Below are 25,416 nucleotides of genomic sequence, written 5' to 3'. Positions count from 1 at the left end.
TGCTCCAGGACGGAGCACTTGAGGACCGGCGCGCAAGCCAGTAATCTGCGCGCCCCCTCGATCAGGGCAGGACGGATCCTGCCTGCGTTTACTGACCGCTCAGTCAATGAATTCGGGCGGTTGGCCAACGTGTTGCCAGCCTGAAATACCCATTTTCATCCGTTCAGAACGAGTCGAGCAGGACCGTTGTAGCCAACCCGGAAAAGTTGGCGCAGCTCTTGCCAAACAGCTGTGGCCTATCGAAAAAAGCTGACTCAAAAGACAAAAACAGCGCCTGTACGAGCGCTGACAACAGATCAAAACAAGGGAGCGACACTCGCAATGCGTACCATCAATAGCCTGATTCTCGCGGGCGGCCTGCTGGCCTGCGGCACGACCTTCGCCGGCGACCTGCTGCAGTGGCAGAACAACAGCCTGACCTACCTGTGGGGCAAGAACTTCAAGGTCAACCCCGAGGTTCAGCAGACCGTTACCTTCGAGCACGCCGATGGCTGGAAGTACGGCGACAACTTCTTCTTCGTCGACAAGATCTTCTATAACGGCAAGAAGGACTTCAACAACGGCGACAACACCTACTACGGTGAATTCAGCCCGCGCCTGTCGTTCGGCAAGATCTTCGACCAGAAGCTGGAGTTCGGCCCGGTCAAGGACGTGCTGCTGGCCATGACCTACGAGTTCGGCGAAGGTGATACCGAGTCGTATCTGATCGGCCCAGGCTTCGACCTGGCCATCCCAGGCTTTGACTACTTCCAGCTGAACTTCTACCAGCGCACCACCGACGGCAGCCGCCCGGGTGACAACGTCTGGCAGATCACGCCCGTATGGTCGTACACCATCCCTGTGGGCTCGTCCGACATCCTCATCGACGGTTTCATGGACTGGGTCGTCGACAACGACGAGAACAGCCGCGGCGAGTACCACGCCAACCTGCACTTCAACCCGCAGGTCAAGTACGACCTGGGCAAGGCGCTGCACCTGGGCGAGAAGCAGTTGTACGTCGGTTTCGAGTACGACTACTGGAAGAACAAGTACGGGATCAAGGATTCCGATGGGTTCACCACTGACCAGAACACCGCGAGCTTCCTGGTCAAGGTTCACTTCTGATAGGGGGGCTGCTCTGCAGCCCATCGCCGGCAAGCCGGCTCCCACGAGCATAGCGCCCTGCCTGAGATAGGCGGTCGACTGTGGGAGCCGGCTTGCCGGCGATCCGCATCAGGTTGCGGGTTTTACAGCTCGCCACAGCTTCCCGGCCACTGCAACCAACGCCAGTACCACGGCACCCGCGACAATCCCCACACCACCATTGAGCAAAGCGCCGGTCAGCGCCCCACCGCGCCCTGCGCTGAATGCCTCGATGGCGTGATGCAGGGGTGCGACGCCATGCACCAGAATCCCGCCACCGACCAGGAACATCGCCGCGGTGCCAATCACCGACAGGCTTTTCATCATGTAGGGCGCAGCACGCAGGATGCCATTGCCTACCGCCTGGGCAACTTTCGAAGCCTTCTGGGTCATCCACAGGCCCAGGTCATCTAGCTTGACGATGCCACCCACCAGCCCGTACACGCCGATGGTCATGACAATGGCGATGCCCGACAGCACGATGATCTGCTGGGTCAGTGGCGCATCCGCCACAGTGCCCAAGGTAATGGCGATGATCTCTGCCGACAGGATGAAATCGGTGCGCACCGCGCCCTTGATCTTGGTCTTCTCATAGGCGACCAGATCGACGTTGGTATCCGCCACGGCTTCCTTGCGCGCCTCGTGCTGGGCGCTGTCCTCTTCCTTGCTGTGCAGGAACTTGTGCGCCAGCTTCTCGAACCCTTCGAAGCACAGGTAGGCACCGCCGATCATCAGCAGTGGTGTCACCGCCCACGGGATGAACGCGCTGATCAGCAGCGCCGCCGGCACCAGGATCGCTTTGTTGATGAACGAACCCTTGGCCACCGCCCACACCACCGGGATCTCGCGCTCGGCGCGCACACCCGTGACCTGCTGGGCGTTGAGCGCCAGGTCGTCGCCCAGCACGCCTGCGGTCTTCTTCGCCGCGACCTTGGTCATCAGCGAGACGTCATCGAGCACGGTGGCGATGTCGTCAAGGAGTACCAATAGACTGCTGCCTGCCATGTTTGTCGCTTCCTGTTTGATGAGTGGGCCGGAGTCTAGCCGAAAGTCGCTGCCTTGAGCGCTTGTGGACGCCGGTGCTACCATGCCCGGTCACTCTCAGAGGTGGCCAGACACGAGGAAGACCCCCGACCATGAGCACCATTCGCGAGCGCAACAAGGAACTGATCCTGCGCGCGGCCAGCGAGGAATTCGCCGACAAGGGCTTCGCCGCCACCAAGACCAGCGATATCGCGGCCAAGGCCGGCCTGCCCAAGCCGAACGTGTACTACTACTTCAAGTCCAAGGACAACCTCTACCGCGAAGTGCTCGAGAGCATCATCGCGCCGATCATGCAGGCGTCGACGCCGTTCAATGCCGACGGTGATCCAAAGGAAGTGCTGAGTTCCTACATCCGCTCGAAGATCCGCATCTCGCGCGACCTGCCGCATGCTTCGAAGGTGTTCGCCAGCGAGATCATGCACGGTGCGCCGCACCTGTCGCCGAACCAGGTCGAGCAGCTCAACGAGCAGGCTCGCCACAACATCGAGTGCATCCAACGCTGGATCGAGCGTGGGCAGATTGCCAATGTCGACCCGCATCACCTGATGTTCAGCATCTGGGCAGCGACGCAGACCTACGCCGACTTCGATTGGCAGATCTCGGTGATCACCGGCAAGGCCAAGCTGGCCGACAGTGATTATGAAGCGGCGGCGGAGACCATCATTCGCCTGGTGCTCAAGGGGTGTGAGCCTGAGGCGGCCTGATGGGCCCCATCGCCGGCAAGCCAGCTCCCACAGGGATGGGCCACACAGGCACTTTGTGGGAGCCGGCTTGCCGGCGATGAGGCCAGTACAGCCAAGAGGGATTTAGGCAGCCACCCCAGCATCCGCCTTCAACCCTATCTCCTCGATCGCACTGATCGCACACTGTTCGTCGATATCCGACGTATCGCCGCTGATCCCTACCGCTCCCAGCACCTTGCCGTCCTGATCACGAATCAGCACACCACCCGGCGCCGGTACCACCGGGCGCTCGCCAAGACCGTTCAACGCCGCGAAAAACGCCGGCCGTTGCTGAGCATCCAGCGCCAGCAAGCGCGATCCCTTGCCTAGGGCAATCGCCCCCCAGGCCTTACCCGTGGCCACTTCCGGCCGAATCAGGCTGGCCCCGTCCTCGCGCTGCAGCGCCAGCAGGTGCCCACCGGCATCCAGCACCGCCACCGTCAAGGGTGCGGCATTGATCTTGCGGCCCGCCGCCAGCGCGGCGTTGACCAGGCTGACAGCGACTTTCAGGTTCAAAGCGTTCATGGAAAGGTCCTCTTCTTGTTGTGAGAAGCCCTGAGGGCAGGTGAAAAACCGATAAGGCAATAGAACACAACTGAATGTATTTTTGTATACAATAAATTGAAACGATCGTATGCGAGACCGCAAACCGCCGTTTTCATGGGCGCTCGAACGAAAGCGACCTCCTCCGACGAAAACCCGTTGACCTGAGCTGCCAGCCATGAATACACTCTGGCACAAAGCAAGTTGTATACAATTACAAAATCGATGAGGCACAAACCATGAGCAAAATGAGAGCAATCGATGCAGCCGTTCTGGTCATGCGCCGTGAAGGTGTAGATACCGCATTCGGCATCCCGGGGGCTGCCATCAACCCGTTGTATTCGGCCCTGAAGAAAGTGGGTGGCATCGATCACGTCCTCGCTCGTCACGTCGAAGGCGCCTCGCACATGGCCGAGGGCTACACTCGCGCCAACCCGGGCAACATCGGCGTGTGCATCGGTACCTCCGGCCCAGCCGGCACCGACATGGTCACCGGCCTGTACAGCGCGTCGGCCGACTCCATTCCAATCCTCTGCATCACCGGCCAAGCTCCGCGTGCTCGCCTGCACAAGGAAGACTTCCAGGCCGTCGACATCACCAGCATCGTCAAGCCGGTCACCAAGTGGGCCACCACCGTTCTGGAGCCGGGCCAGGTGCCTTACGCCTTCCAGAAGGCCTTCTATGAAATGCGCACCGGCCGCCCAGGCCCAGTGCTGATCGACCTGCCGTTCGACGTGCAGATGGCCGAGATCGAATTCGACATCGACGCCTACGAGCCGCTGCCAGTCAACAAGCCGTCCGCTACCCGCGTACAGGCTGAAAAAGCCCTGGCCCTGCTCAACGACGCCGAGCGCCCACTGCTGGTAGCCGGTGGCGGCATCATCAACGCCGACGCCAGCGACAAGCTGGTCGAGTTCGCCGAACTGACCGGCGTGCCGGTGATCCCGACCCTGATGGGCTGGGGCACCATCCCGGACGACCACGAACTGATGGTCGGCATGGTCGGCCTGCAGACCTCGCACCGCTATGGCAACGCCACCCTGCTCAAATCCGATCTGGTGTTCGGTATCGGCAACCGCTGGGCCAACCGCCACACCGGTTCGGTCGATGTCTACACCGAAGGCCGCAAGTTCGTGCACGTGGACATCGAACCGACCCAGATCGGCCGTGTATTCACCCCGGACCTGGGTATCGTTTCCGATGCCGGCAAGGCGCTGGACGTGTTCCTGGAAGTGGCCCGCGAGTGGAAAGCCGCTGGCAAGCTGAAGTGCCGCAAGGCGTGGCTGGAAGACTGCCAGCAGCGCAAAGCCACCCTGCAGCGCAAGACCCACTTCGACAACGTGCCGGTCAAGCCTCAGCGCGTCTACGAAGAGATGAACCAGGTCTTCGGCAAGGACACCTGCTACGTCAGCACCATCGGCCTGTCGCAGATCGCCGGCGCACAGTTCCTGCACGTGTACAAGCCACGCCACTGGATCAACTGCGGCCAGGCCGGCCCGCTGGGCTGGACCATCCCTGCTGCCCTGGGCGTGGTCAAGGCTGACCCGAAACGCAAGGTTGTGGCGCTGTCCGGTGACTACGACTTCCAGTTCATGATCGAAGAACTGGCCGTGGGCGCGCAGTTCAACCTGCCGTACGTCCACGTACTGGTGAACAACGCCTACCTGGGCCTGATTCGCCAGGCGCAGCGTGGCTTCGACATGGATTACTGTGTACAACTGGCGTTCGAGAACATCAACGCCACCGACGCCGCCACCTACGGTGTCGACCACGTCGCCGTGGTCGAAGGCCTGGGCTGCAAGGCCATCCGCGTGTTCGAGCCGAACGACATCGCCCCTGCCCTGCTCAAGGCGCAGAAGATGGCCGAAGAGTTCCGCGTGCCGGTGGTGGTCGAAGTGATTCTCGAGCGTGTGACCAACATTTCCATGGGCACCGAGATCAACGCGGTCAACGAATTCGAAGACCTCGCCCTGGTCGGCAACGACGCGCCAACCGCCATCTCGCTGCTCGACTGATCGCCTGACGCCCCCGGGCTGCCCGGGGGCCTTCAACGCAAGGAGACAACTCATGCCTCGCTTCGCTGCCAACCTGTCCATGCTGTTCACCGAACAGGACTTCCTGGCCCGCTTCAAGGCTGCCGCCGACGCCGGTTTCAGCGGTGTCGAATACCTCTTCCCGTATGATTTCAGCGCAGCCGAAATCAAACAGCAGCTCGATGCCCACGGCCTGACCCAAGTGCTATTCAACCTGCCGGCGGGCGACTGGTCGAAAGGTGAGCGCGGCATTACCTGCCACCCTGACCGCATCGAAGAGTTCCGCGCCGGTGTCGACAAGGCCATTGAGTACGCCAAGGTACTGGGCAACACCCAGGTCAACGCCCTGGCCGGCATTCGTCCACAAGGCCCGGATTGCGCCACCGTGCGCAAGACCTTCGTCGAGAACCTGCGCTACGCCGCCGACAAGCTCAAGGCCGCCGGTATTCGCCTGGTCATGGAAATGATCAACACCCGCGACATCCCGGGTTTCTACCTGAACACCACCCAGCAGGCCCTGGAAATCCAGGCCGAGGTGGGCAGCGACAACCTGTTCCTGCAGTACGACATCTACCACATGCAGATCATGGAAGGTGACCTGGCTCGCACCATGGAAGCCAACCTGCAACTGATCAACCACATCCAGCTGGCCGACAACCCGGGCCGCAACGAACCTGGCACCGGCGAGATCAACTACCGCTTCCTGTTCGAACACCTGGACCGCATCGGCTACCAGGGTTGGGTGGGCGCGGAGTACAAGCCGCTGACCACTACCGAAGCAGGCCTGGGCTGGCTCAAGACCCATAACGCGATCTGAATCACCGCGCCTTCGGGCCCGCGAACAAATATAAAAGAGGTAATTTCTCATGGCTAAAATCGGATTCCTCGGCACCGGCATCATGGGCAAGCCCATGGCTCAGAACCTGCAGAAAGCAGGTCACAGCATCTTCGTTTCCACCCACCACGATGCTGCCCCGGCCGACCTGATCGCCGCTGGCGCCGTGGCCCTGGCCAACCCGAAAGAGGTTGCCCAGGAAGCCGAATTCATCATCGTCATGGTTCCGGACACCCCGCAGGTCGACAGCGTCCTGTTCGGTGAGAACGGCGTTGCCGAAGGTGTCGGCCCGAACAAGGTGGTGATCGACATGAGCTCGATCTCGCCGACCGCCACCAAGGCCTTCGCCGAAAAGATCAAGGCCACTGGTGCTGCCTACCTGGACGCTCCGGTGTCCGGCGGCGAAGTCGGTGCCAAGGCTGCGACCCTGAGCATCATGGTCGGTGGTTGCCCGAAAGCCTTCGAACGCGCACTGCCACTGTTCCAGGCCATGGGCAAGAACATCACCCGCGTCGGCGGCAACGGCGACGGCCAGACCGCCAAGGTCGCCAACCAGATCATCGTTGCCCTGAACATCCAGGCCGTCGGTGAAGCCCTGCTGTTCGCCGCCAAGAACGGCGCCGACCCTGCCAAGGTACGTGAAGCACTGATGGGCGGCTTCGCGTCGTCGAAGATCCTCGAAGTGCACGCCGAGCGCATGATCAAAGGCACCTTCGACCCAGGCTTCCGCATCAACCTGCACCAGAAGGACCTGAACCTGGCCCTGCAAGGCGCCAAGGAGCTGGGCATCAACCTGCCCAACACCTCCAACGCCCAGCAAGTGTTCAGCACCTGCGTGGCGCTGGGCGGCGGCGACTGGGACCACTCGGCGCTGATCAAAGGCCTGGAGCACATGGCCAACTTCTCGATCCGCGACGATAAGTGATTCAAGTAGTGGGGCTGCTCTGCAGCCCAATCGCCGGCAAGCCGGCTACCACAAGGACTGCACACCCTCCCCTGTGGGAGCCGGCTTGCCGGCGATGAATCTCACACCGAGCAACACCCGCCCCTGGTTCGGCCTGCACGGAGGCAGTTCCAGGGGCGTTTTCGATTCTGAGAACAACAAGAATTCTGGGAGCCTGCCATGTCGGTCGATCCGCAAAAACTTCTGGGCGAGCTGTTCGAAACAGCCATCGCCGCCGCCCACCCGCGCCAAGTCCTCGAACCCTACCTGCCCGCCGACCGTAGCGGCCGGGTCATCGTCATCGGCGCTGGCAAGGCCGCCGCCGCCATGGCTGAGGTGGTCGAGAAAAGCTGGCAGGGCGAAGTCTCCGGGCTGGTCGTGACCCGCTACGGCCACGGCGCCAACTGCCAGAAGATCGAGGTGGTCGAAGCCGCCCACCCGGTCCCCGACGCTGCCGGCCTGGCCGTGGCCAAGCGCGTGCTGGAACTGGTCAGCAACCTCAATGAAGACGACCGCGTCATCTTCCTGCTCTCCGGTGGCGGCTCCGCCCTGCTGGCCCTGCCGGCCGAAGGCCTGACCCTGGCCGACAAGCAGCAGATCAACAAGGCCCTGCTCAAATCCGGCGCCACCATCGGCGAGATGAACTGCGTGCGCAAGCACCTCTCGGCGATCAAGGGCGGCCGCCTGGCCAAGGCCTGCTGGCCAGCCACCGTCTACACCTATGCCATTTCCGACGTACCAGGCGACCTGGCCACGGTCATCGCCTCCGGCCCCACCGTGGCCGACCCGAGCACCTCGGCCGATGCCCTGGCGATCCTCAAGCGCTACGACATCGAAGCGCCCAAAGCCGTCATCGACTGGCTCAACAACCCGGCGTCGGAAACCGTCAAGGCCGACGACCCGGCCCTGGCCCGCAGCCACTTCCAGCTGATCGCCAAGCCCCAGCAATCGCTCGAGGCCGCCGCCGTCAAGGCTCGCCAGGCCGGCTTCAGCCCGCTGATCCTCGGCGACCTGGAGGGCGAATCGCGCGAAGTGGCCAAGGTGCATGCCGGTATCGCCCGGCAGATCGTCCAGCACGGCCAGCCATTGAAGGCACCCTGCGTGATCCTGTCCGGCGGCGAAACCACCGTGACCGTGCGCGGCAATGGCCGTGGCGGGCGCAACGCCGAGTTCCTGCTCAGCCTTACCGAAAGCCTCAAGGGCCTGCCGGGCGTTTACGCCCTGGCCGGTGACACCGACGGCATCGACGGCTCGGAAGAGAACGCCGGCGCCTTCATGACGCCAGACAGCTACGCCCGCGCCGAAGCCCTGGGCCTGTCGGCCAGCGATGAGCTGGACAACAACAACGGCTACGGATACTTCGCAGCGCTCGACGCACTGATCGTCACCGAGCCGACCCGCACCAACGTCAACGACTTCCGCGCCATCCTGATCCTCGAGACTGCACAATCATGACGCCTGATAAGAAAGTCAAAATCCTCGCCACCCTCGGCCCTGCGATCAACGGCATCGACGACATCCGCCAGCTGGTCGAAGCCGGGGTGAACATCTTCCGCCTCAACTTCAGCCACGGCGAGCATGCCGACCACGCCCTGCGCTACCAGTGGATCCGTGAAGTCGAGCAGCAACTGAACTACCCGCTGGGCATCCTCATGGACCTGCAGGGGCCAAAACTGCGCGTGGGCCGTTTCGCTGACGGCAAGGTCCAGCTGCAACGCGGCCAGGCCCTGCGCCTGGACCTGGACAAGACCCCAGGCGACAGCCGCCGGGTCAACCTGCCTCACCCGGAGATCATCGCCGCACTGGAGCCAGGCATGGACCTGCTGCTCGACGATGGCAAGCTGCGCCTGCGGGTCACCGCCAAGCACAGCGACGCCATCGACACCGAAGTGCTGGCCGGTGGTGAGCTGTCCGACCGCAAGGGCGTCAACGTGCCGCAAGCGGTGCTCGACCTCTCCCCGCTCACCGAGAAAGATCGCCGCGACCTGGCTTTCGGCCTGGAGTTGGGGGTTGACTGGGTAGCCCTGTCGTTCGTGCAGCGCCCGGAAGACATCACCGAGGCCCGCCAGCTGATCGGCGACCGCGCCTACCTGATGGCCAAGATCGAGAAGCCGTCCGCCGTCGAGCAGCTGCAGGCCATCGCCGAGCTATCCGACGCGATCATGGTCGCCCGCGGCGACCTGGGCGTGGAAGTACCGGCCGAAAGCGTGCCGCAGATCCAGAAGCGCATCATCAATACCTGCCGCCAGCTCGGCAAGCCGGTAGTGGTGGCCACGCAGATGCTCGAATCGATGCGTTTCTCGCCAGCGCCGACCCGCGCCGAAGTCACCGATGTGGCCAACGCCGTGGCCGAAGGTGCCGATGCAGTGATGCTCTCGGCCGAGACCGCCTCCGGCGACTACCCGCTGGAAGCCGTGCAGATGATGAGCAAAATCATCCGCCAAGTGGAGAATGGCCCGGACTACCAGGCCCAGCTCGATGTCGGTCGGCCGAAGGCCGAGGCCACCGTGTCGGATGCCATCAGCTGCTCGATTCGCCGTATCAGCGGCATCCTGCCGGTGGCGGTGCTGGTCAACTACAGCGAATCGGGTGCCTCGACCCTGCGCGCCGCGCGCGAGCGGCCACGGGCGCCGATCCTGAACCTGACGCCGAACCTGAATACTGCGCGTCGCCTGAGCGTGACCTGGGGCGTGCACTCGGTGGTCAACGACCGCCTGCGCCAGGTAGACGAGGTGGTTTCCACTGCACTGGAAATTGCCCAGGCGCAGGGCATGGCCAGCCGTGGCGATACGTTGCTCATTACCGCCGGTGTGCCTTTTGGCAAGCCGGGTTCGACTAATACGCTGCGGATCGAGACGCTGGTCTGAAATCCTTGGGGGCGCTTGGCGCCCCGATCGCCGGCAAGCCGGCTCCCACAGCGTTCTGCGCTGCTTCTGGAAGCACTTCTGCGCTGCTTCTGAAAGCACTTCTGTGGTGCTTCTGGAAGCACTTCGCACTGCTACTGGAAGCACTTCTGTGGTGCTTCTGGAAGCACTTCGCACTGCTACTGGAAGCACTTCTGTGGTGCTTCTGGAAGCACTTCTGTGCTGCTTCTGGAAGCACTGTTGTACCTGTGGGAGCTGGCTTGCCAGCGATTGGAGGGCGAAGCCCTCCCCTTCATGCGGAAAACCGAGGCCCAAAGAGGCCCACCGCTCCTCTCTCAACCTTACCGACTGCCCATGTACACCAAGAATTTCGTCAACCCGTGCCCCGACTGGGCCACGGCTTTGCTCAACGGTTTCAGCCAGGTGCTGCTGCTGCGCAACCCCCTGTGCGGCCTGTGTTGCCTGCTGGCCATCCTGTTGACCGCCCCCAACCTGGTCGGTGGCGCCCTGCTCGGCGCCCTCGCCGGCCTGCTCACCGCCCAGCGCCGCGGCTATGACCGCGCCGACCGTCAGGCCGGGCTGTACTGCTACAACGGCGTGCTGATCGGCATCCTGATCAGCGCCGTGCTGCCTTGGTCGGCAATCATGCCGCCGCTGATCATCGCCGCCGGCGGCCTGTCCAGCATCATCACCCACCAGTGGCGCAAGCGCGGTGGCAAGCTGCTGATCGCCTACACCGCCCCCTTCGTCCTGCTCGGCTGGGCCACGCTGCTGATGGCCACACCCACACCCAACGGTTTCGTCGAAGCCGAGCCGTTGCCTGCCCTGGCACGCGGAGTGGGGCAGATCTTCCTGCTCGATCAGCCACTGGCCGGCTTGCTGATCATTATCGGGATGTTCATCGCCAGCCCTTACGCGGCCATGTGGGCTGTGATCGGTTCGGCCATCGGCGGTGGCGTGGCGCTGTTGGCTGACCAGGCACAAGCTGCCTGGATGGGGTTGTATGGGTTCAATGCCGCGCTGGCCGCACTGGCCTTCTGCCGCCAGAACGAAAAACCTTGGGTGACGCTGCTGGCGATCATCCTCGCATTGCTGCTGCAGCCGCTGTTCAAGCTGCTGCCCGTCGCCGGGCTGACCGCGCCCTTCGTCGTCGCCTGCTGGCTGATGCACCTGGGCAACCACCTCACGCAGCTCAACCAGCGCAGCAACGCCCGCCGCTTGCAGAGCTGAAAGCCAGCCCCTAGGCTCAGCCCATTGCCCAATGGAACGAGCCCATGAACAACCCTGCGAGCCTGCGCGAGCGGCTCTACGTCATCGTCTTCCAGACCGATACCGTGGCTGGAAGACGCTTCGACAAGATCCTCCTGCTGATCATTCTCGCCAGCCTGGTCACGGTAATCCTCGACAGCATCGACGAAGTGCACCGCAGTTACGCGGGGGTGCTGGCCGGCATCGAATGGGGCTTCACGGCGATCTTCCTGGTCGAATACCTGGCCCGCCTGTATTGCTCGCCCAAGCCCTTGCGCTATGCCTTCAGCTTCTACGGCCTGGTCGACCTGCTGGCGATCGTGCCCGGGGTCATCGCGCTCTATTACAGCGACGCCCAGTACCTGCTGATCATCCGGGTCATCCGGATGCTGCGGATCTTCCGCGTGCTCAAGCTCAGCCCCTACCTCAAGCAGGCCCATTACCTGCTGGAGGCCCTGCGCGGCAGCAAGCAGAAGATCATCGTGTTTCTGCTCAGCGTATCAACCCTGGTCACCGTGTTCGGCACCCTGATGTACGTGGTCGAAGGCCCGGAGCATGGTTTTACCAGCATCCCCAAAGGCATCTACTGGGCCATCGTCACCCTCACCACCGTGGGCTTCGGCGACATCGTTCCGAAGACGCCACTGGGCCAGGTGCTGTCGTCGCTGGTGATGATCACCGGTTACTCGATCATCGCCGTGCCCACCGGCATCTTCACCGCAGAACTGGCCAACGCCATGCGCGGCGAGCAGTTGCAGCACGATTGCCCGACGTGCCGCAAATCCACCCATGAGCACGGCGCAGCCTTTTGCTCGCGCTGTGGCAATGCGCTGTTCAGCAAGAGCGACTGACCGCCGCCAATGCCTCGCGAGTCATTTCTACCAGCAAGGCGGTGCGGGCTGCCTGGCGCTCGGCATTGACCGCCTCGACACGGGCCAGGTACCCGACTTCAGGCACAGACCCTGCGAGCTAACGCCGATGGGCGGCAAAAGCTGCCCATGCAAAGCGCATAAGCAAAGAGCCATTCGGTCTTTAAGCGCTGCATAGCGAAACGCTATAGTCGCTGGCAAATTGCCAAACCTTTGAACCAGACCAAGGAATGCTTCGTGAAAAAGCTCTTCACCGCCTCGCTGCTGGCCGCAGGCCTGGCCCTGGGCAACCTCGCCCAGGCCGCTCCGACCCTGCTTAACGTCTCCTACGACGTGATGCGCGACTTCTACAAGGACTACAACCCAGCGTTCCAGAAACACTGGGAGGCCGAGAACAACGAGAAGGTCACTGTGCAGATGTCTTTCGGCGGTTCGAGCAAGCAGGCGCGCGCGGTGATCGATGGCCTGCCGGCCGATGTCATCACCATGAACATGGCCACCGACATCAATGCCCTGGCCGACAATGGTGGGCTGGTTCCGAAAGAGTGGGTTGAGCGACTGCCGAACCACAGCGCGCCGTTCACCTCGGCCACCGTGTTCATCGTGCGCAAGGGCAACCCGAAAGCACTGAAGGACTGGCCCGACCTGCTCAAGGACGGCGTGCAGGTGATCGTGCCCAACCCGAAGACCTCGGGTAATGGCCGCTATACCTACCTGTCGGCCTGGGGCTATGTGCTCAAGCAGGGCGGCGATGAATCCAAGGCCCGCGAGTTCGTCGGCAAGCTGTTCAAGCAGGCGCCGGTGCTCGATACCGGTGGCCGCGCCGCCACCACCACGTTCATGACCAACCAGATCGGCGACGTGCTGGTGACCTTCGAGAACGAAGCCGAGATGATTGCCCGCGAGTTCGGTCGCGATCAGTTCGAGGTGGTCTACCCAAGCGTGTCGGCTGAAGCCGAACCGCCGGTGAGCGTGGTCGACAAGGTGGTGGCCAAGAAAGGCACCCAAGCCGTGGCCGAGGAATACCTGAAGTACTTGTGGTCGCCTGCGGCTCAGGAAATCGCCGCGCAAAACTACCTGCGCCCGCGTGATGCAACCGTGCTGGCCAAGTACAACGACCGGTTCCCGAAAGTGGACTTCCTGTCGGTCGAGAAGACCTTTGGTGACTGGCGTACCGTGCAGAAGACCCACTTCAATGACGGTGGCGTGTTCGACCAGATCTATACCAATCAGTAATTGATGCAGGCAGCGCCGGCCCTATCGCCGGCAAGCCGGCTCCCACAGTGAGAGCACCGCTGTACCCGTGGGAGCCGGCTTGCCGGCGATAGGGCCCTACAATTCCATCGAACTTTCCCCACCCATCAGCCATCAGTTCCTTGAGTAACCCTGCCCCGCTCACCCGGCCCAAGGAGTACTCCAGTGCTGCGTTACCTCGCCACCCTGCTGCTCGGCTGCCTGCTGAGCAGCCACCTGCTCGCCGCAGACCCTGCCCTCACCGAAGAATCACCCGCCGACCCCGAACCGGTGCTCCAGGGCGGCTTGCTCGGTGCACTGGCCGACGGCCTGGACAGCGCCGCCCAGGAGCTCGACCTGGACGCCCACCTGGTCGATGCCTGGCGCCTGCGCACCGACCGCGCCGCCAAGGAAATGGAGCGCCTGGTCGACCGCCATTCGGCCAACGACTCACTGCAACTGGCTGGCGACTTCATGCTCCTGACGCTGGCCTGGGCCGCCTGCTTCGCACTGCTCACCACCCTCGGCCGCTGGGCCGCCAAACGCGCCGCAAGCACTCCGTGGTTGCGCGCCCGCAAACGCGCCAGCAGCCTGCTCGGGTACTTGCTGCCCTACACGCTTCCCGCCCTCGCCAGCCTGCCGTTGACTCTGTACGCCAGCCGCTTCCTGGAGCCGTCGGTGGCCCGGGCCCTGGGCCTGAGCCTGGCCTACGCCACCAGCAGCGGCCTGTTCTCCACCTCGATCATCCTCTGCCTGGTCACCTTGTTCGATGCCGGCCACAAGCGCGCCGCCGTGGCGGTGATCAAGCGCCTGGCACCGCGGCCGCTGTTCATGATCGGTTTTCTCGCCGCCTGGAGCGATGCCCTGACCAGCCCGCAGATCGCTCGCCAACTGGGCGGTAACATCACCGCCAGCATCGCCGTGGCCACCGGGCTGGTCGCCACCTTCATCTTCGCCAGCCTGGTCATCCGCCTGCGCCGCCCGGTCGCGCACCTGATCCGCAACCGCGCTTTCAAGGATCGTCAGCAGCACCGGGCCGTGCAGGAAACCCTGCGGATCTTCTCGGTGTTGTGGTACCTGCCGATCCTGCTGATGATCCTGGTGTCGGCCATTCACCTGGTCGGTGCCGGCGCCGAAAGCCATAAAGCCTTGCAGAACGCTCTGCTGACTACAGTGCTGCTGGTTTGCACCGTGTTCCTCAGCACCCTGCTGCAACACCTGCTGGCCCCTGGAGACGCCGATGCCGCGCAGCGGGTGCGGCCGTACAAGGAGCTGCTGCGAAGCCTCGCCCATGCCCTGCTGCGCATTGCCATGGCGGTCACCTTCATCGAACTGCTGGGGCGGATCTGGGGCTTTTCGGTGATCGACTTTGCGCTGAGCAACAGCCTGGGCCAGGCGATCAGCAATTCGCTGTCGAGCATCGGCCTGATCCTGCTGGTGACCTGGCTGCTCTGGGTAGTGCTCGACACCGCCATCCAGGAAGCACTGAAACCGCCGGCCGGCCGCCGTGCGGCGCGCCAGCCCAGTACCCGGGTGCGGACCATCCTGCCGATGCTGCGCAATGCCATCAAGGTCGTGCTGGTGGTCATTTGCACCATCACCACCATGGCCAACCTGGGCATCAATGTGGCGCCGCTGCTGGCCGGTGCTGGGGTGATTGGCCTGGCCATCGGCTTCGGCTCGCAACAGCTGGTGCAGGATGTGATCACCGGGCTGTTCATCCTGATCGAAGACACCATCTCGATCGGCGACTGGGTGGTACTCGACTCCGGCCACGCTGGCACGGTCGAGAGCCTGACCATCCGCACCTTGCGCCTGCGCGATGGCAAGGGCTTCGTGCATTCGGTGCCATTCGGCCAGATCAAGGCAGTCACCAACCAGTCGCGGCAATTCGCCTATGCGTTCTTCTCGGTGCAGTTCACCTATGACAGCGACGTGGACGAGTCGCTGGCGCTGATCCATGAGGTGGGGCAGTCGATCAGCGATGATCCGCTGCTGCGCATCAACCTGCAGGGCCCGCTGCAGGTATTTGGGGTGGACAGGATGGACTTGAACGGGTTTGTGCTCACGGCGCAGTTCCGCACCATTTCAGGGGGGCAGTATGCGGTGAGCCGGGCGTTCAACGAGCGGTTGAAGAAACGTGTGGACCAGACCGAGAACGTAAGCTTTGCCCAAGTGTATCCGCTGGCGGTGCGGGGGGTTTCAGCTTGAGGTTGGCGCTACTGGCGCTATCGCCGGCAAGCCGGCTCCCACAGGGATGGCAGCGGTGTACCCGTGGGAGCCGGCTTGCCGGCGATAGCGCCAGCGAAACCAACATCAAACCTGCCGAAACACCAAAGCCTTCAACCCCCCCGCCGGATCAGCATCCGGAAACTCCGGCGGGTTCTCCAACCGCTCGACGAACACCAACGACGGCGCCTGTTCTGCCATGCCCTCGATCAGAAACTCCCACAGGTACACCGCTGCCATCCCTGTGGGAGCCGGCTTGCCGGCGATAGCGCCAGCGAAACCAACATCAAACCTGCCGAAACACCAAAGCCTTCAACCCCCCCGCCGGATCAGCATCCGGAAACTCCGGCGGGTTCTCCAACCGCTCGACGAACACCAACGACGGCGCCTGTTCTGCCATGCCCTCGATCAGAAACTCCGGCCCAATCCCTGGGTCGTTCACACACGCCAGCACAGTGCCGCCCTCGCTCAGCAGCTCCGGCAAGCGTCGCAAGATCTTCGCGTAATCCTGGGTCAGCACGAAGCTGCCCTTCTGGAACGTGGGCGGGTCGATGATGATCAGGTCATACGGCCCGTACTTGCGCACCTTACCCCATGACTTGAACAGCTCATGCCCCAGGTACGCCACCCGCGACGCATCATGGCCATTGAGCCGGTGGTTGTCGCGGCCCCGCGACAACGCGGCCTTGGCCATGTCCAGGTTGACCACCTGCTCGGCGCCGCCGGCAATCGCTGCTACCGAGAAGCCGCAGGTGTAGGCGAACAGGTTGAGCACCCGCTTGCCTGCGGACTGTTCGCGCACCCAGCGTCGACCATAGCGCATGTCGAGGAACAGGCCAGTGTTCTGCCGCACGCCGAGATCGAGCAGATAACGCAGGCCATCCTCGACCACCTCGCGCTGCTGACTGGGCTCGCCCCACACCCACTGGCCTGGGCTGTCGGGCAAGTAGCGGTGCTGGATCAGCATTGCCTGGCCGGCCCAGTGCGGGTGCGAAGCGATACGGCCGAGCATATCCTCAAGTTCGGCCAGCTGGCCTTCTGGCGGTTGGCGAAACAGCGCCACCGACAGCACGCCCTGGAGCCAGTCGACAGTGATCTGCTCCAGCCCCGGCCAGCAGCGTCCGCGGCCGTGAAACAGGCGGCGGGTTTCCTGCGGGGCGGGGTCGAGTGCGGTGAGCAGGTGCTGTTCGAGGGTCTGGATCGGCGAAGTCATGGCAAGTCGCAAGCAAGTAAAAGGGGAGCATTCTACCCTTTGGCCACGACCTGCGCCGAACGGAACCACCAACCTTGCTGCATGCCCGCCGCTGCCAGCAGAATCAGCGCCACCCCCAGCCACTGCAATAGCGCCAGGCGGTGCCCGAAGGCCACCCAGTCGACCAGGATCGCGGCGATCGGGTAGATGAACGACAAAGCTCCGGTCAGCGCCGTGGGCAGGCGCTGGATGGCGCTGTACAGCAGCACGTACATGAGCCCGGTGTGCACAATGCCCAGGGTCACCAGGCTGGCAAGCGCCGAAGGCTCGCCAGGCAGCCCGCCGAACTCGACCCAGGGCGCCAGCAGCAGCGCACCGGTGATCACCTGGATCAGGGCGATCAAATGCGGGGGCGTGCCTTTCAGGCGCTTGATCACCAACGCGGCGATGGCGTACAGAAACGCCGCACCCAGGGCCAGGGCAATCCCCAGCAGGTAGTCGTCACCACTGGCCTGCCGAGCGCCGTGGGCACTGACGATCGCCAGCATGCCCAGGAAGGCCACGCTCAGCCAGGTGACCTTGGCCAGGGTCAGCTTTTCACCGAGAAACAGCGCCGCCAGCCCCACCAGCATGAACGGCTGTACGTTGTAAACCGCAGTGCCAATGGCGATCGACGCCCGCGAGTAGGAGGCAAACAGCAATACCCAGTTACCGACGATGGCCACCCCGCTGGCAATGGCCAGGAGCAAGGCAGTGCCGCTGATCACGCCCGGCTTGAGCAAACCCAGTGCCGCGCAGATCACCAGCAAGGTGCCGGCGCCGAACACGCAGCGCCAGAACACCACCTCCAGCACCGGTTGGCCAGAGACCAGCACGAACCACCCGATGGTGCCGGATATCAGCATGGCGGCGACCATCTCCAACGAACCACGGCGCAATGAACTGTCCATCGCATGTCTCCCATTGACGATGGCCCTAGTATGCAGAGGCATGCCACCTGCCTTCCAGTCGATAACCAAGGCGCGTTTGCCAGATCACCTTTACTATCAAGGCAGATCTTCACAAATACCTAATGAGGCGACCATGACCGATGCCATCGACCAATTGCTGATCAACGCCCTGATGGAGGATTCACGCCGTTCACTCAAGGCGCTGGCACAGATCAGCGGCCTGTCTGCCCCCAGCGTCAGCGAGCGGCTGCGGCGCCTGGAAGAGCGTGGCGTGCTGCGTGGCTATACGGTCGATGTCGACCCACGCAGTTTTGGTTACCAATTGCAGGCCATCGTGCGCATCCGTCCGTTGCCGGGGCAGTTGCAGGAGGTGGAACGGCAGATCATCGCCATCCCGGAATTCACCGAGTGCGACAAGGTGACCGGCGAGGACTGCTTCATCGCCCGGTTGCATGTGCGGTCCATGGAGCAGCTCGATACCTTGCTGGACCGGATCAATGTGCTGGCCGAAACCAATACCGCGATCATCAAGAAGTCGCCGGTGAAACGGCGCTTGCCGCCGATGGCGTGAGGGCTGGAAAAAAGCTGACTATTTTTTGTACACAAGAATGTCACCATAGGTGCCATTTTTGTGTGCACTTTCTCAAGTAACGCCCCAAACCGTTACACATTCCGTTTAACTAAATTTGACCAATCGATCAACTAACAGACCAACTAAAAATTTAATCCTGTTCAATTGGTCAACTTATAGTTTCGCTATTTCATTCACTTATCTATCAGTCAGATAGATTCAAAATGATGGCCAGCAAAAGACTGTTTATCGCCTGGCATGGAACTCGCTTTTGTGTGTTCGTGTTTTGTATACAAGTTCAACAAAACATAAATACACAAGAACCCGCGACGCTGGCCCAACCACCAGCCGCCGCGTCCAGAACCCTGTGATGCCAACGCTGCACCGACGAGATGGCGAGCCCGTGCGCATGCCCGCTCATCGCAGTCCACGTGCATCAGGAGCCCGCCGGAATGAGTACCAGCCTCGACCTTGCCCCTGAACTATCCGTCGCCAGCACCAGCCCTTCATCCACCCATGCCGGCGAGCTTCCGTTACTTGAGCTGAGCCCACGCCTGCACAACCGCGACCTCGCCCCGACCCGAATGGAAGGTCGGCGCTGGGGCCGTTACAGCATCTTCGCGCTGTGGACCAACGATGTGCACAACATCGCCAACTACTCCTTCGCCATGGGCTTGTTCGCCTTGGGCCTGGGCGGCTGGCAAATTCTCCTGTCGCTGGCCATCGGCGCTGCGCTGGTGTACTTCTTCATGAACCTCTCCGGCTACATGGGCCAGAAGACCGGCGTGCCCTTTCCGGTGATCAGCCGCATCGCCTTCGGCATCCACGGGGCGCAGATTCCGGCGCTGATCCGCGCGGTCATCGCCATCGCCTGGTTCGGCATTCAGACCTACCTGGCCTCGGTGGTGCTGCGCGTGCTGCTCACCGCCGTGTGGCCGCAACTGGCGAGCTACGACCACAACAGTATCCTGGGCCTTTCGAGCCTGGGCTGGGTGTGTTTCGTGGCGATCTGGCTGGTGCAGCTGGTGATCCTCGCCTACGGCATGGAGATGGTGCGCCGCTACGAGGCCTTCGCCGGCCCGGTGATCCTGCTGACCGTAGCGAGCCTGGCGGTGTTCATGTACTTCCAGGCCGATGCGCGCATCGCCTGGTCGGTGACCGAGCCGCTGAGCGGCTATGAGATGTGGCGCAACATCTTCGCCGGCGGCGCCCTGTGGCTGGCGATCTACGGCACCCTGGTGCTGAACTTCTGCGACTTCGCCCGCTCCTCGCCGTGCCGCAAGACCATCCGCGTCGGCAACTTCTGGGGCCTGCCGGTGAACATCCTGGTGTTCGCCATGATCACCGTGGTGCTGTGCGGCGCGCAGTTCCAGATCAACGGCCAGATCATCGACAGCCCGACCCAGATCATCGCCAGCATTCCCAGCACGGCCTTCCTGGTGCTGGGCTGCCTGGCCTTCCTGATCGTCACCGTGGCGGTGAACATCATGGCCAACTTCGTCGCCCCGGCCTTCGTCCTCAGCAACCTGGCGCCGCGTCACCTGAACTTCCGCCGTGCCGGGCTGATCAGCGCCACCCTTGCCGTGCTGATCCTACCGTGGAACCTGTACAACAGCCCGCTGGTGATCGTGTACTTCCTGTCCGGCCTGGGCGCCCTGCTTGGCCCGCTGTACGGCGTGATCATGGCCGACTACTGGCTGCTGCGCAAAGGTTGCATCAACGTGCCGGAGCTGTACAGCGAGCACCCGGCCGGCGCCTACCACTACAGCAAGGGCATCAACCTGCGCGCCGTGGCCGCCTTCCTGCCGGCTGCCCTGCTGGCCATCGTCCTGGCCCTGGTACCGAACTTCCACGCCATCGCGCCGTTTTCCTGGCTGATCGGTGCCGGCATCGCCGCCGCGGTGTACCTGCTGATCGCCCCGCGCAACCGCCAATACCTCGACGTCAGCGGCGAATGCATCGCCGTCGACCACAGCAGCCACTGATCAGGGAGGACTGTCCATGCGTATCCTTATCGCCAACGTCAACACCACCACCGCCATCACCGAAGCCATCGCCGAACAGGCACGCAGCGTGGCATCGCCCGGTACAGAAATCATCGGCCTGACGCCGTGGTTCGGTGCCGAGTCGGTGGAGGGCAACTTCGAGAGTTACCTGGCCGCCATTGCCGTGATGGACCGTGTACTGGCCTATGACGGCCCCTACGACGCGGTGATCCAGGCCGGCTATGGCGAACATGGTCGAGAAGGCCTGCAGGAACTGCTCGATGTGCCGGTGGTGGACATTACCGATGCGGCGGCCAGTACGGCCATGTACCTGGGCCACGCCTACTCGGTGGTGACCACCCTGGACCGCACCGTGCCACTGATCGAGGACCGCCTGAAGCTTTCCGGGCTGTACGACCGCTGCGCGTCGGTGCGCGCCAGTGGCCTGGCCGTGCTGGAGCTGGAAGCCGACCCGCAACGTGCGGTGGAGGCGATCGTCGAGCAGGCCGAACGGGCCGTGCGCGACGACAAGGCCGAGGTGATCTGCCTGGGCTGCGGCGGCATGGCCGGGCTGGACGAGCAGATTCGCCAGCGCACCGGGGTGCCGGTGGTGGACGGTGTGGGTGCGGCGGTGACCATCGCCGAATCGCTGGTGCGCATGGGCTTGAGCACCTCGAAGGTGCGCACCTATGCCACGCCTCGGGTCAAGAAGGTGGTGGGCTGGCCGATGCGGTTCGGGCGTTAAGCCTCGACGGGCCCTATCGCCGGCAAGCCGGCTGCCACAGGGAAACCACTGCTTTCATGGCTTGTGGAGTAGCTGTGGGAGCCAGCTTGCTGGCGATAGGGCCGGTGCGGTTCAAGTCGGGCAACCCTGCTCCCCGCCGTCCAGCCCCTGGCGCACACTACGGCTGAGCAGGCTGGCCTTGCCGTCGTGCCAGGTCAGGGTCAGCACATACAGGCTATCGAAATCATCCCCGTTCCAGTCCTGGGTGATCACCCGATCTTCACCCAGTGCCTTGCCGGCTACCGTATTGATCAGCTCCGGCAGGTAACCGTGGGACCAGGCCGTGTAGACGGTGGCGTTGCGGTACTTTTCGCTGAGCAGTTCGTCGGCGAGCGCGTCGGTGTCGTTGGCACCGAAATCGATGTTCACCGGCAGCCCCAGTCGAATCGCGCTCGGGGTGATGGTCATCAACGGGCGGATGTAGCTGTAGCTCTGGTCCTGGCTACCTTCCTCGACTTCCCGCGTGGGGTTGGCGGCGAATACGTAATCCGCCTTGCCAAAGCGTTCCGGCAGCAGTGTGGCAAGGTCCAGTGCGCGGTTGAGCCCTTGGCAATTCAGCTGCCCCAACCCTTCGCCAGGCTTCTCGGCGTGACGCAGGAACACCAGGGTCTGGGTACCGTCGACCGGCTGTGCCCGGCTTTCGACCACCTCCAGTGCCAGAGGCGCCGCCGCGCCGATCAAGGCCAGGCTCAGCAGCAGGTGGCGACGGCGCCGGAGGAAAGGTGGCAACTTCATGGAAAGGTGGCTCTCGTGGCAAAAAGGTGTCGGTTTACCCGCCACCTGCCCTGCGGACTGTGCCCGAGGCGTCCCTATAGTGAGTGCCTTCCCTGGCAACGAGTAGGGCTCAGAGTACCGTTGGCCCGTTTGGTTCCTTCCTGAGTGTGGAGGCCGTTCCCTAGGCAAGGCTCAGAATAGTGACCAAGTGTTGCCAAAATATTTAGGCGATTGCGCCTCAATCGTCCCGAGTCAACACCTCCAGCAACTCGATTTCGAACGTCAGGTCCGAATTCGGCGGTATCGCGCCCACGCTGCGTTCGCCATACCCCAGGTGCGCCGGCACCTGGAGCTTGCGCTTGCCGCCGACGCGCATGCCCATCAGGCCCTGGTCCCAGCCTTTGATCACCCGGCCGGTGCCGATCACGCACTGGAAGGGCTTGCCCCGCGACCAGGACGAATCGAATTCGCTGCCGTCGGCCAGCCAGCCGGTGTACTGGGTGGTGATCAGGGCGCCTTTGACGACGGCCTTGCCGTCGCCTTCGACGAGGTCGGTAATGTGCAGTTCGCTGCTCATGGGCGTGCTCCAACGCTGAAATTCATGGCCGCCCTTTTCGCAGGAATGCACGGTTTTGGCAAGCCGACAGGCTCAACCCAGCTGCTCGAAGGCTTGCTGCCCGGTCAGTTCCTTGGTTTGGTTGGCGAAGCAGTACCAGGCCGGCTTCTGCTCGACGAAGATCTGCAGGTCGAAATCCCAGGCTTCATCGTTGTCGAGCAGGCCGACCGGCACCGCGTAGAAATCATTGGCCTTGAGCCGGTAATAGAGGTGGGTGCCACACTGCCCGCAAAAGCCGCGCTGGGCCCAGTCGGACGAGTCGTAGACGCTGGGTGCACGCCCCTCGATCACTGGCGGCTGGCTGCAATGCACCACCAGCATCGGGCCCCCGGTCCACTTGCGGCACATGCTGCAATGGCAGGCGCTGATATGAGTGTTGTCGACCGTGACACGCAGATGGGTTTCGCCGCAGAGGCAACTGCCGCGTTTTTCCAGGGTCATGATGGGGCTCCTTGCAAGGGGTGGGTGGGCAAGTATAGACGGGCCATTGCCAAGGGCCCGCCGCCCCATCCCCGGCATCAGATGTAGATGCTGCCCTTCAGGTACAAGGCCGCTCGCCCGCTGATGATGACCCGTCCATTGCCAGGCACTTCACACTGCAGTTGGCCTTTGCGTACGCCGCCCTGCTCGCAGCTCAGTACCTGCTTGCCCAGGCGCTCCGCCCACACGGGCGCCAGCGAAGTGTGCGCCGAGCCGGTTACCGGGTCTTCATTCACGCCAACCCGCGGGCCGAACCAGCGGGTAACAAAGTCAAAGCCACGCCCTGCCGCCGTCACGGCAATGCCACGCACATCGAAGGCGTTCAACGCAACGAAGTCTGGCGTCAGGCTGTCGAGCAACAGCGCATCCTCGATCACCACGACATAGTCGTCGCTGCGGTACACCGCCGCTGCCTGGCCCAGGCCCAGCGCTTGCAGCAGCCCCGCCGGGGTTTCCACGGCGGTCGGCTGCTTGGCCGGGAAGTCCATGGCTAGCAGACCGTCGGCGCTTCGGCTTACCCGCAGTTCGCCACTGCGGGTGTTGAAGCGCAGCACGGCTGCCTGCTCGCCCAGTTGCTCGAACAGCACATAGGCCGACGCCAGGGTGGCGTGGCCGCACAGGTCAACCTCCACGGTCGGGGTGAACCAGCGCAGGTCGAAGGCCTCCCCATTGCGCACGAAGTAGGCGGTTTCCGACAGGTTGTTTTCTTCGGCAATGCGCTGCAGCACATCGTCCGGCAGCCAGGCATCCAGCGGGATCACCGCCGCCGGGTTGCCACCGAACGGCTCGGCAGAAAAGGCATCGACCTGGAAGATTTCGAGTTGCATGCACACACTCCTTGTAGCCCGGGGGTTGCCAGGCAGATGTCTGAAAAGGGTTACAGGCGCACCGGGGTCAACACGGGCTCACCGGCAAAAAATGCCTGCAGGTTGCGCAGCACCAGGCCTACGGTGTCGCGCGCGGCCTCCGGCGACTGGCCGGCCACGTGAGGGGTGAGCACGGTATTGCCGAGTGCCTTGAATGCTTCGGGAACGGCCGGCTCATCGTCGAACACGTCCAGCGCGGCACCAGCGATCCGGGCTTGCTGCAACGCGGCGATCAGGGCCTCGGTATCCACCACGCTGGCGCGGGCAATGTTCACCAGGAAACCCTCGGTGCCCAGCGCTTCTAGCACCTGGGCATCGACCAGATGCCGGGTACTGGAACCACCGGGCGTAGCCACCACCAGAATGTCGACGGCCTCGGCCAGGTGCAGCGGGCTGTCGTACCAGGTGTAGGGCACGCCTTGGCGTGGGCTGCGGCTGTGGTAGCTGATGCTCATGTCGAAGCCCAGGCTGGCTCGCTTGGCGATGGCCTGGCCAACCGCTCCCAGGCCGAGGATGCCCAGCCGCTTGCCGCTGACCGAGGGGCTGATGACCCGGTTCCATTCGCCACGACGGGTGCTGGCATCGGCGCGGGGGATGTCGCGCAGCAGCGCCAACAGCATGGCCAAGGTGTGGTCGGCAACGGCGGTCGCGTTGGCGCCAGCGCCGTTGGTGACGGTAATGCCGCGGGCGGCGGCGGCGGCCAGGTCAACCTGTTCATAACCGGCACCGATCACACAGATGATCTGCAGTGCCGGCATCGCCTGGATTTCGACGGCGCTCAGGCCAAGAGGGCCGCGGGTCAGCACGGCGTCGATTTCAGCGGCGTGGCGCTGGATCGCTTCGGCGCGTAACTGGGGGGACGGTGCGCGGATGAGCCGGTAGCCGGCCTGCTCGAGCAGTGGCAGGTAATCGTCGACGGTTTCCACCAGCACCAGAACTGTCTTGTGCATGCCACCTCCTTGAATATCAGGGAGGCATTATGCGGAGTCAGGGGCCGGCACAGTCAATCGCAAAATCAGGGGGTAACTGTTTTGTATGGGTATGCCTGTCCTGGCCCTATCGCCGGCAAGCCGGCTCCTACAAGGTTCACCGCTGGACTGGAAGCCGTGGCGCACAGGTGGGAGCCGGCTTGCCGGCGATAGGGCCATAGGACTTACTGCGCAAAGGCCCGCCCGAGGCCACCCGGCACCCCGCTGCTGTCGGTTTCCTGCCACGGCCCATCCGGGCTCAGTGACCAGCTCCAGCCACCGTCATAGCGGTAGTAGGTACGCTGCCGGTAGAAGGTATTGGGCTTCTTCTCCAGCACATAGACACCCAGCTTGGGATCCCAGTGACTGGCGCCACCCGGTGGCGGAGCGAAGCTGGCCGAGGTACGCGGCATCGGTTTGGGAATCGCCGCCGGCTTGCTCGGCTGCGTCGACGGCTGGCCGCCAGGCAGGGGCTTGACCACCGGCCCCGGGTGGGACGGCACCGTCTCCACCGGCGGCGACGGCTGCTCATACGGCTCACGCACCGTACACGCGGACAAACCCAGGGCCAGGGTGATCAGGGTCAGGCGGACGGTACTGTGCAT

Annotated in this window: 26 protein-coding genes; 14 read left to right on the top strand and 12 right to left on the bottom strand. The window is 63.3% G+C overall.

Annotated features, from left to right (window positions below; all coding sequences use genetic code 11):
* The first annotated feature begins 321 nt into the window (after positions 1 to 321).
* Complete coding sequence (locus KU43P_RS08240) at positions 322 to 1,104, top strand: outer membrane protein OmpK (protein ID WP_317662192.1); 783 nt, start codon at positions 322 to 324, stop codon at positions 1,102 to 1,104.
* A 108-nt stretch (positions 1,105 to 1,212) separates the two neighbouring features.
* On the opposite strand, the gene KU43P_RS08235 is transcribed toward KU43P_RS08240, so the two are convergent.
* Positions 1,213 to 2,127: a DUF808 domain-containing protein gene (locus KU43P_RS08235; protein ID WP_317662190.1), complete on the bottom strand. Its 915-nt coding sequence runs from the start codon at positions 2,125 to 2,127 to the stop codon at positions 1,213 to 1,215.
* A 131-nt stretch (positions 2,128 to 2,258) separates the two neighbouring features.
* Here KU43P_RS08235 and KU43P_RS08230 point away from each other — a divergent pair, with 131 nt between their 5' ends.
* Positions 2,259 to 2,870, top strand: a complete 612-nt coding sequence (locus tag KU43P_RS08230) for a TetR/AcrR family transcriptional regulator (RefSeq protein WP_317662188.1) — start codon at positions 2,259 to 2,261, stop codon at positions 2,868 to 2,870.
* A 102-nt stretch (positions 2,871 to 2,972) separates the two neighbouring features.
* On the opposite strand, the gene KU43P_RS08225 is transcribed toward KU43P_RS08230, so the two are convergent.
* Complete coding sequence (locus KU43P_RS08225; protein WP_317662185.1) at positions 2,973 to 3,413, bottom strand: GlcG/HbpS family heme-binding protein; 441 nt, start codon at positions 3,411 to 3,413, stop codon at positions 2,973 to 2,975.
* A 257-nt stretch (positions 3,414 to 3,670) separates the two neighbouring features.
* Here KU43P_RS08225 and gcl point away from each other — a divergent pair, with 257 nt between their 5' ends.
* The 7 genes from gcl to KU43P_RS08190 all read left to right on the top strand — a co-directional run bounded on the left by gcl (position 3,671) and on the right by KU43P_RS08190 (position 12,205).
* The gene (gene gcl / locus KU43P_RS08220) at positions 3,671 to 5,446 is read left to right on the top strand and encodes a glyoxylate carboligase (RefSeq protein ID WP_317662183.1); all 1,776 of its coding nucleotides are present in this window, start codon (positions 3,671 to 3,673) and stop codon (positions 5,444 to 5,446) included.
* 52 nt (positions 5,447 to 5,498) lie between these two features.
* On the top strand, positions 5,499 to 6,281 hold the full coding sequence (hyi, locus tag KU43P_RS08215) for a hydroxypyruvate isomerase (RefSeq protein WP_317662181.1): 783 nt from the start codon (positions 5,499 to 5,501) through the stop codon (positions 6,279 to 6,281).
* A 49-nt stretch (positions 6,282 to 6,330) separates the two neighbouring features.
* Entirely contained in the window at positions 6,331 to 7,224 is an 894-nt protein-coding gene (locus tag KU43P_RS08210; RefSeq protein WP_317662179.1) for a 2-hydroxy-3-oxopropionate reductase, read from the top strand.
* 198 nt (positions 7,225 to 7,422) lie between these two features.
* Entirely contained in the window at positions 7,423 to 8,697 is a 1,275-nt protein-coding gene (locus KU43P_RS08205) for a glycerate kinase (protein ID WP_317662178.1), read from the top strand.
* Positions 8,694 to 10,109, top strand: coding sequence for a pyruvate kinase (gene pyk, locus KU43P_RS08200; RefSeq protein WP_317662176.1), 1,416 nt, complete (start codon positions 8,694 to 8,696; stop codon positions 10,107 to 10,109). Before KU43P_RS08205 ends, pyk begins: the two co-directional genes overlap by 4 nt.
* 351 nt (positions 10,110 to 10,460) lie before the next feature.
* The gene (locus KU43P_RS08195; RefSeq protein ID WP_317662174.1) at positions 10,461 to 11,336 is read left to right on the top strand and encodes an urea transporter; all 876 of its coding nucleotides are present in this window, start codon (positions 10,461 to 10,463) and stop codon (positions 11,334 to 11,336) included.
* A 44-nt stretch (positions 11,337 to 11,380) separates the two neighbouring features.
* Complete coding sequence (locus KU43P_RS08190) at positions 11,381 to 12,205, top strand: ion transporter (RefSeq protein ID WP_317662172.1); 825 nt, start codon at positions 11,381 to 11,383, stop codon at positions 12,203 to 12,205.
* Here KU43P_RS08190 and KU43P_RS08185 read toward each other — a convergent pair.
* The gene (locus tag KU43P_RS08185; RefSeq protein ID WP_317662170.1) at positions 12,189 to 12,311 is read right to left on the bottom strand and encodes a hypothetical protein; all 123 of its coding nucleotides are present in this window, start codon (positions 12,309 to 12,311) and stop codon (positions 12,189 to 12,191) included. The two genes, KU43P_RS08190 and KU43P_RS08185, sit on opposite strands and share 17 nt — an antisense overlap.
* A 149-nt stretch (positions 12,312 to 12,460) precedes the next feature.
* Here KU43P_RS08185 and KU43P_RS08180 point away from each other — a divergent pair, with 149 nt between their 5' ends.
* Positions 12,461 to 13,459: a sulfate ABC transporter substrate-binding protein gene (locus KU43P_RS08180; RefSeq protein ID WP_317662168.1), complete on the top strand. Its 999-nt coding sequence runs from the start codon at positions 12,461 to 12,463 to the stop codon at positions 13,457 to 13,459.
* Positions 13,460 to 13,642: 183 nt separating this feature from the next.
* Entirely contained in the window at positions 13,643 to 15,667 is a 2,025-nt protein-coding gene (locus KU43P_RS08175) for a mechanosensitive ion channel family protein (RefSeq protein ID WP_317662166.1), read from the top strand.
* 105 nt (positions 15,668 to 15,772) lie between these two features.
* On the opposite strand, the gene KU43P_RS08170 is transcribed toward KU43P_RS08175, so the two are convergent.
* The 3 genes from KU43P_RS08170 to KU43P_RS08160 are packed head-to-tail and all read right to left on the bottom strand — an operon-like array spanning position 15,773 to position 17,827.
* Positions 15,773 to 15,916, bottom strand: a complete 144-nt coding sequence (locus KU43P_RS08170; protein ID WP_411567236.1) for a class I SAM-dependent methyltransferase — start codon at positions 15,914 to 15,916, stop codon at positions 15,773 to 15,775.
* A gap of 55 nt (positions 15,917 to 15,971) precedes the next feature.
* On the bottom strand, positions 15,972 to 16,898 hold the full coding sequence (locus KU43P_RS08165) for a class I SAM-dependent methyltransferase (protein ID WP_317662164.1): 927 nt from the start codon (positions 16,896 to 16,898) through the stop codon (positions 15,972 to 15,974).
* 32 nt (positions 16,899 to 16,930) lie between these two features.
* Positions 16,931 to 17,827 carry a DMT family transporter gene (locus KU43P_RS08160; protein ID WP_317662162.1) on the bottom strand — a complete coding sequence of 299 codons (897 nt, stop codon included), beginning with the start codon at positions 17,825 to 17,827 and terminating at the stop codon, positions 16,931 to 16,933.
* 133 nt (positions 17,828 to 17,960) lie between these two features.
* Here KU43P_RS08160 and KU43P_RS08155 point away from each other — a divergent pair, with 133 nt between their 5' ends.
* The 3 genes from KU43P_RS08155 (at position 17,961) to KU43P_RS08145 (ending at position 21,128) form a co-directional block, all read left to right on the top strand.
* On the top strand, positions 17,961 to 18,398 hold the full coding sequence (locus KU43P_RS08155; RefSeq protein ID WP_317662160.1) for an Lrp/AsnC family transcriptional regulator: 438 nt from the start codon (positions 17,961 to 17,963) through the stop codon (positions 18,396 to 18,398).
* Between the two features lie 452 nt (positions 18,399 to 18,850).
* The gene (locus KU43P_RS08150) at positions 18,851 to 20,383 is read left to right on the top strand and encodes an NCS1 family nucleobase:cation symporter-1 (RefSeq protein WP_317662159.1); all 1,533 of its coding nucleotides are present in this window, start codon (positions 18,851 to 18,853) and stop codon (positions 20,381 to 20,383) included.
* 16 nt (positions 20,384 to 20,399) lie between these two features.
* Positions 20,400 to 21,128, top strand: a complete 729-nt coding sequence (locus KU43P_RS08145) for an aspartate/glutamate racemase family protein (RefSeq protein WP_317662157.1) — start codon at positions 20,400 to 20,402, stop codon at positions 21,126 to 21,128.
* Between the two features lie 111 nt (positions 21,129 to 21,239).
* On the opposite strand, the gene KU43P_RS08140 is transcribed toward KU43P_RS08145, so the two are convergent.
* The 6 genes from KU43P_RS08140 to KU43P_RS08115 all read right to left on the bottom strand — a co-directional run bounded on the left by KU43P_RS08140 (position 21,240) and on the right by KU43P_RS08115 (position 25,416).
* Positions 21,240 to 21,902, bottom strand: coding sequence for a histidine phosphatase family protein (locus tag KU43P_RS08140; protein ID WP_317662156.1), 663 nt, complete (start codon positions 21,900 to 21,902; stop codon positions 21,240 to 21,242).
* Between the two features lie 217 nt (positions 21,903 to 22,119).
* Positions 22,120 to 22,458: an FKBP-type peptidyl-prolyl cis-trans isomerase gene (locus KU43P_RS08135; protein ID WP_317662154.1), complete on the bottom strand. Its 339-nt coding sequence runs from the start codon at positions 22,456 to 22,458 to the stop codon at positions 22,120 to 22,122.
* Between the two features lie 72 nt (positions 22,459 to 22,530).
* Positions 22,531 to 22,938, bottom strand: coding sequence for a GFA family protein (locus KU43P_RS08130; RefSeq protein ID WP_317662152.1), 408 nt, complete (start codon positions 22,936 to 22,938; stop codon positions 22,531 to 22,533).
* 77 nt (positions 22,939 to 23,015) lie between these two features.
* The gene (locus KU43P_RS08125) at positions 23,016 to 23,804 is read right to left on the bottom strand and encodes a PhzF family phenazine biosynthesis protein (protein ID WP_317662150.1); all 789 of its coding nucleotides are present in this window, start codon (positions 23,802 to 23,804) and stop codon (positions 23,016 to 23,018) included.
* Positions 23,805 to 23,854: 50 nt separating this feature from the next.
* Positions 23,855 to 24,793 (bottom strand): 2-hydroxyacid dehydrogenase, encoded by a 939-nt coding sequence (locus KU43P_RS08120; protein WP_317662149.1) that lies wholly within the window; start codon positions 24,791 to 24,793, stop codon positions 23,855 to 23,857.
* A 203-nt stretch (positions 24,794 to 24,996) separates the two neighbouring features.
* Positions 24,997 to 25,416, bottom strand: a complete 420-nt coding sequence (locus KU43P_RS08115; protein ID WP_176517193.1) for a hypothetical protein — start codon at positions 25,414 to 25,416, stop codon at positions 24,997 to 24,999.

It is taken from the genome of Pseudomonas sp. KU43P, assembly GCF_033095865.1.
Classification (GTDB): Bacteria; Pseudomonadota; Gammaproteobacteria; order Pseudomonadales; family Pseudomonadaceae; genus Aquipseudomonas.
This window is presented reverse-complemented; position numbering and strand designations above follow the sequence as displayed.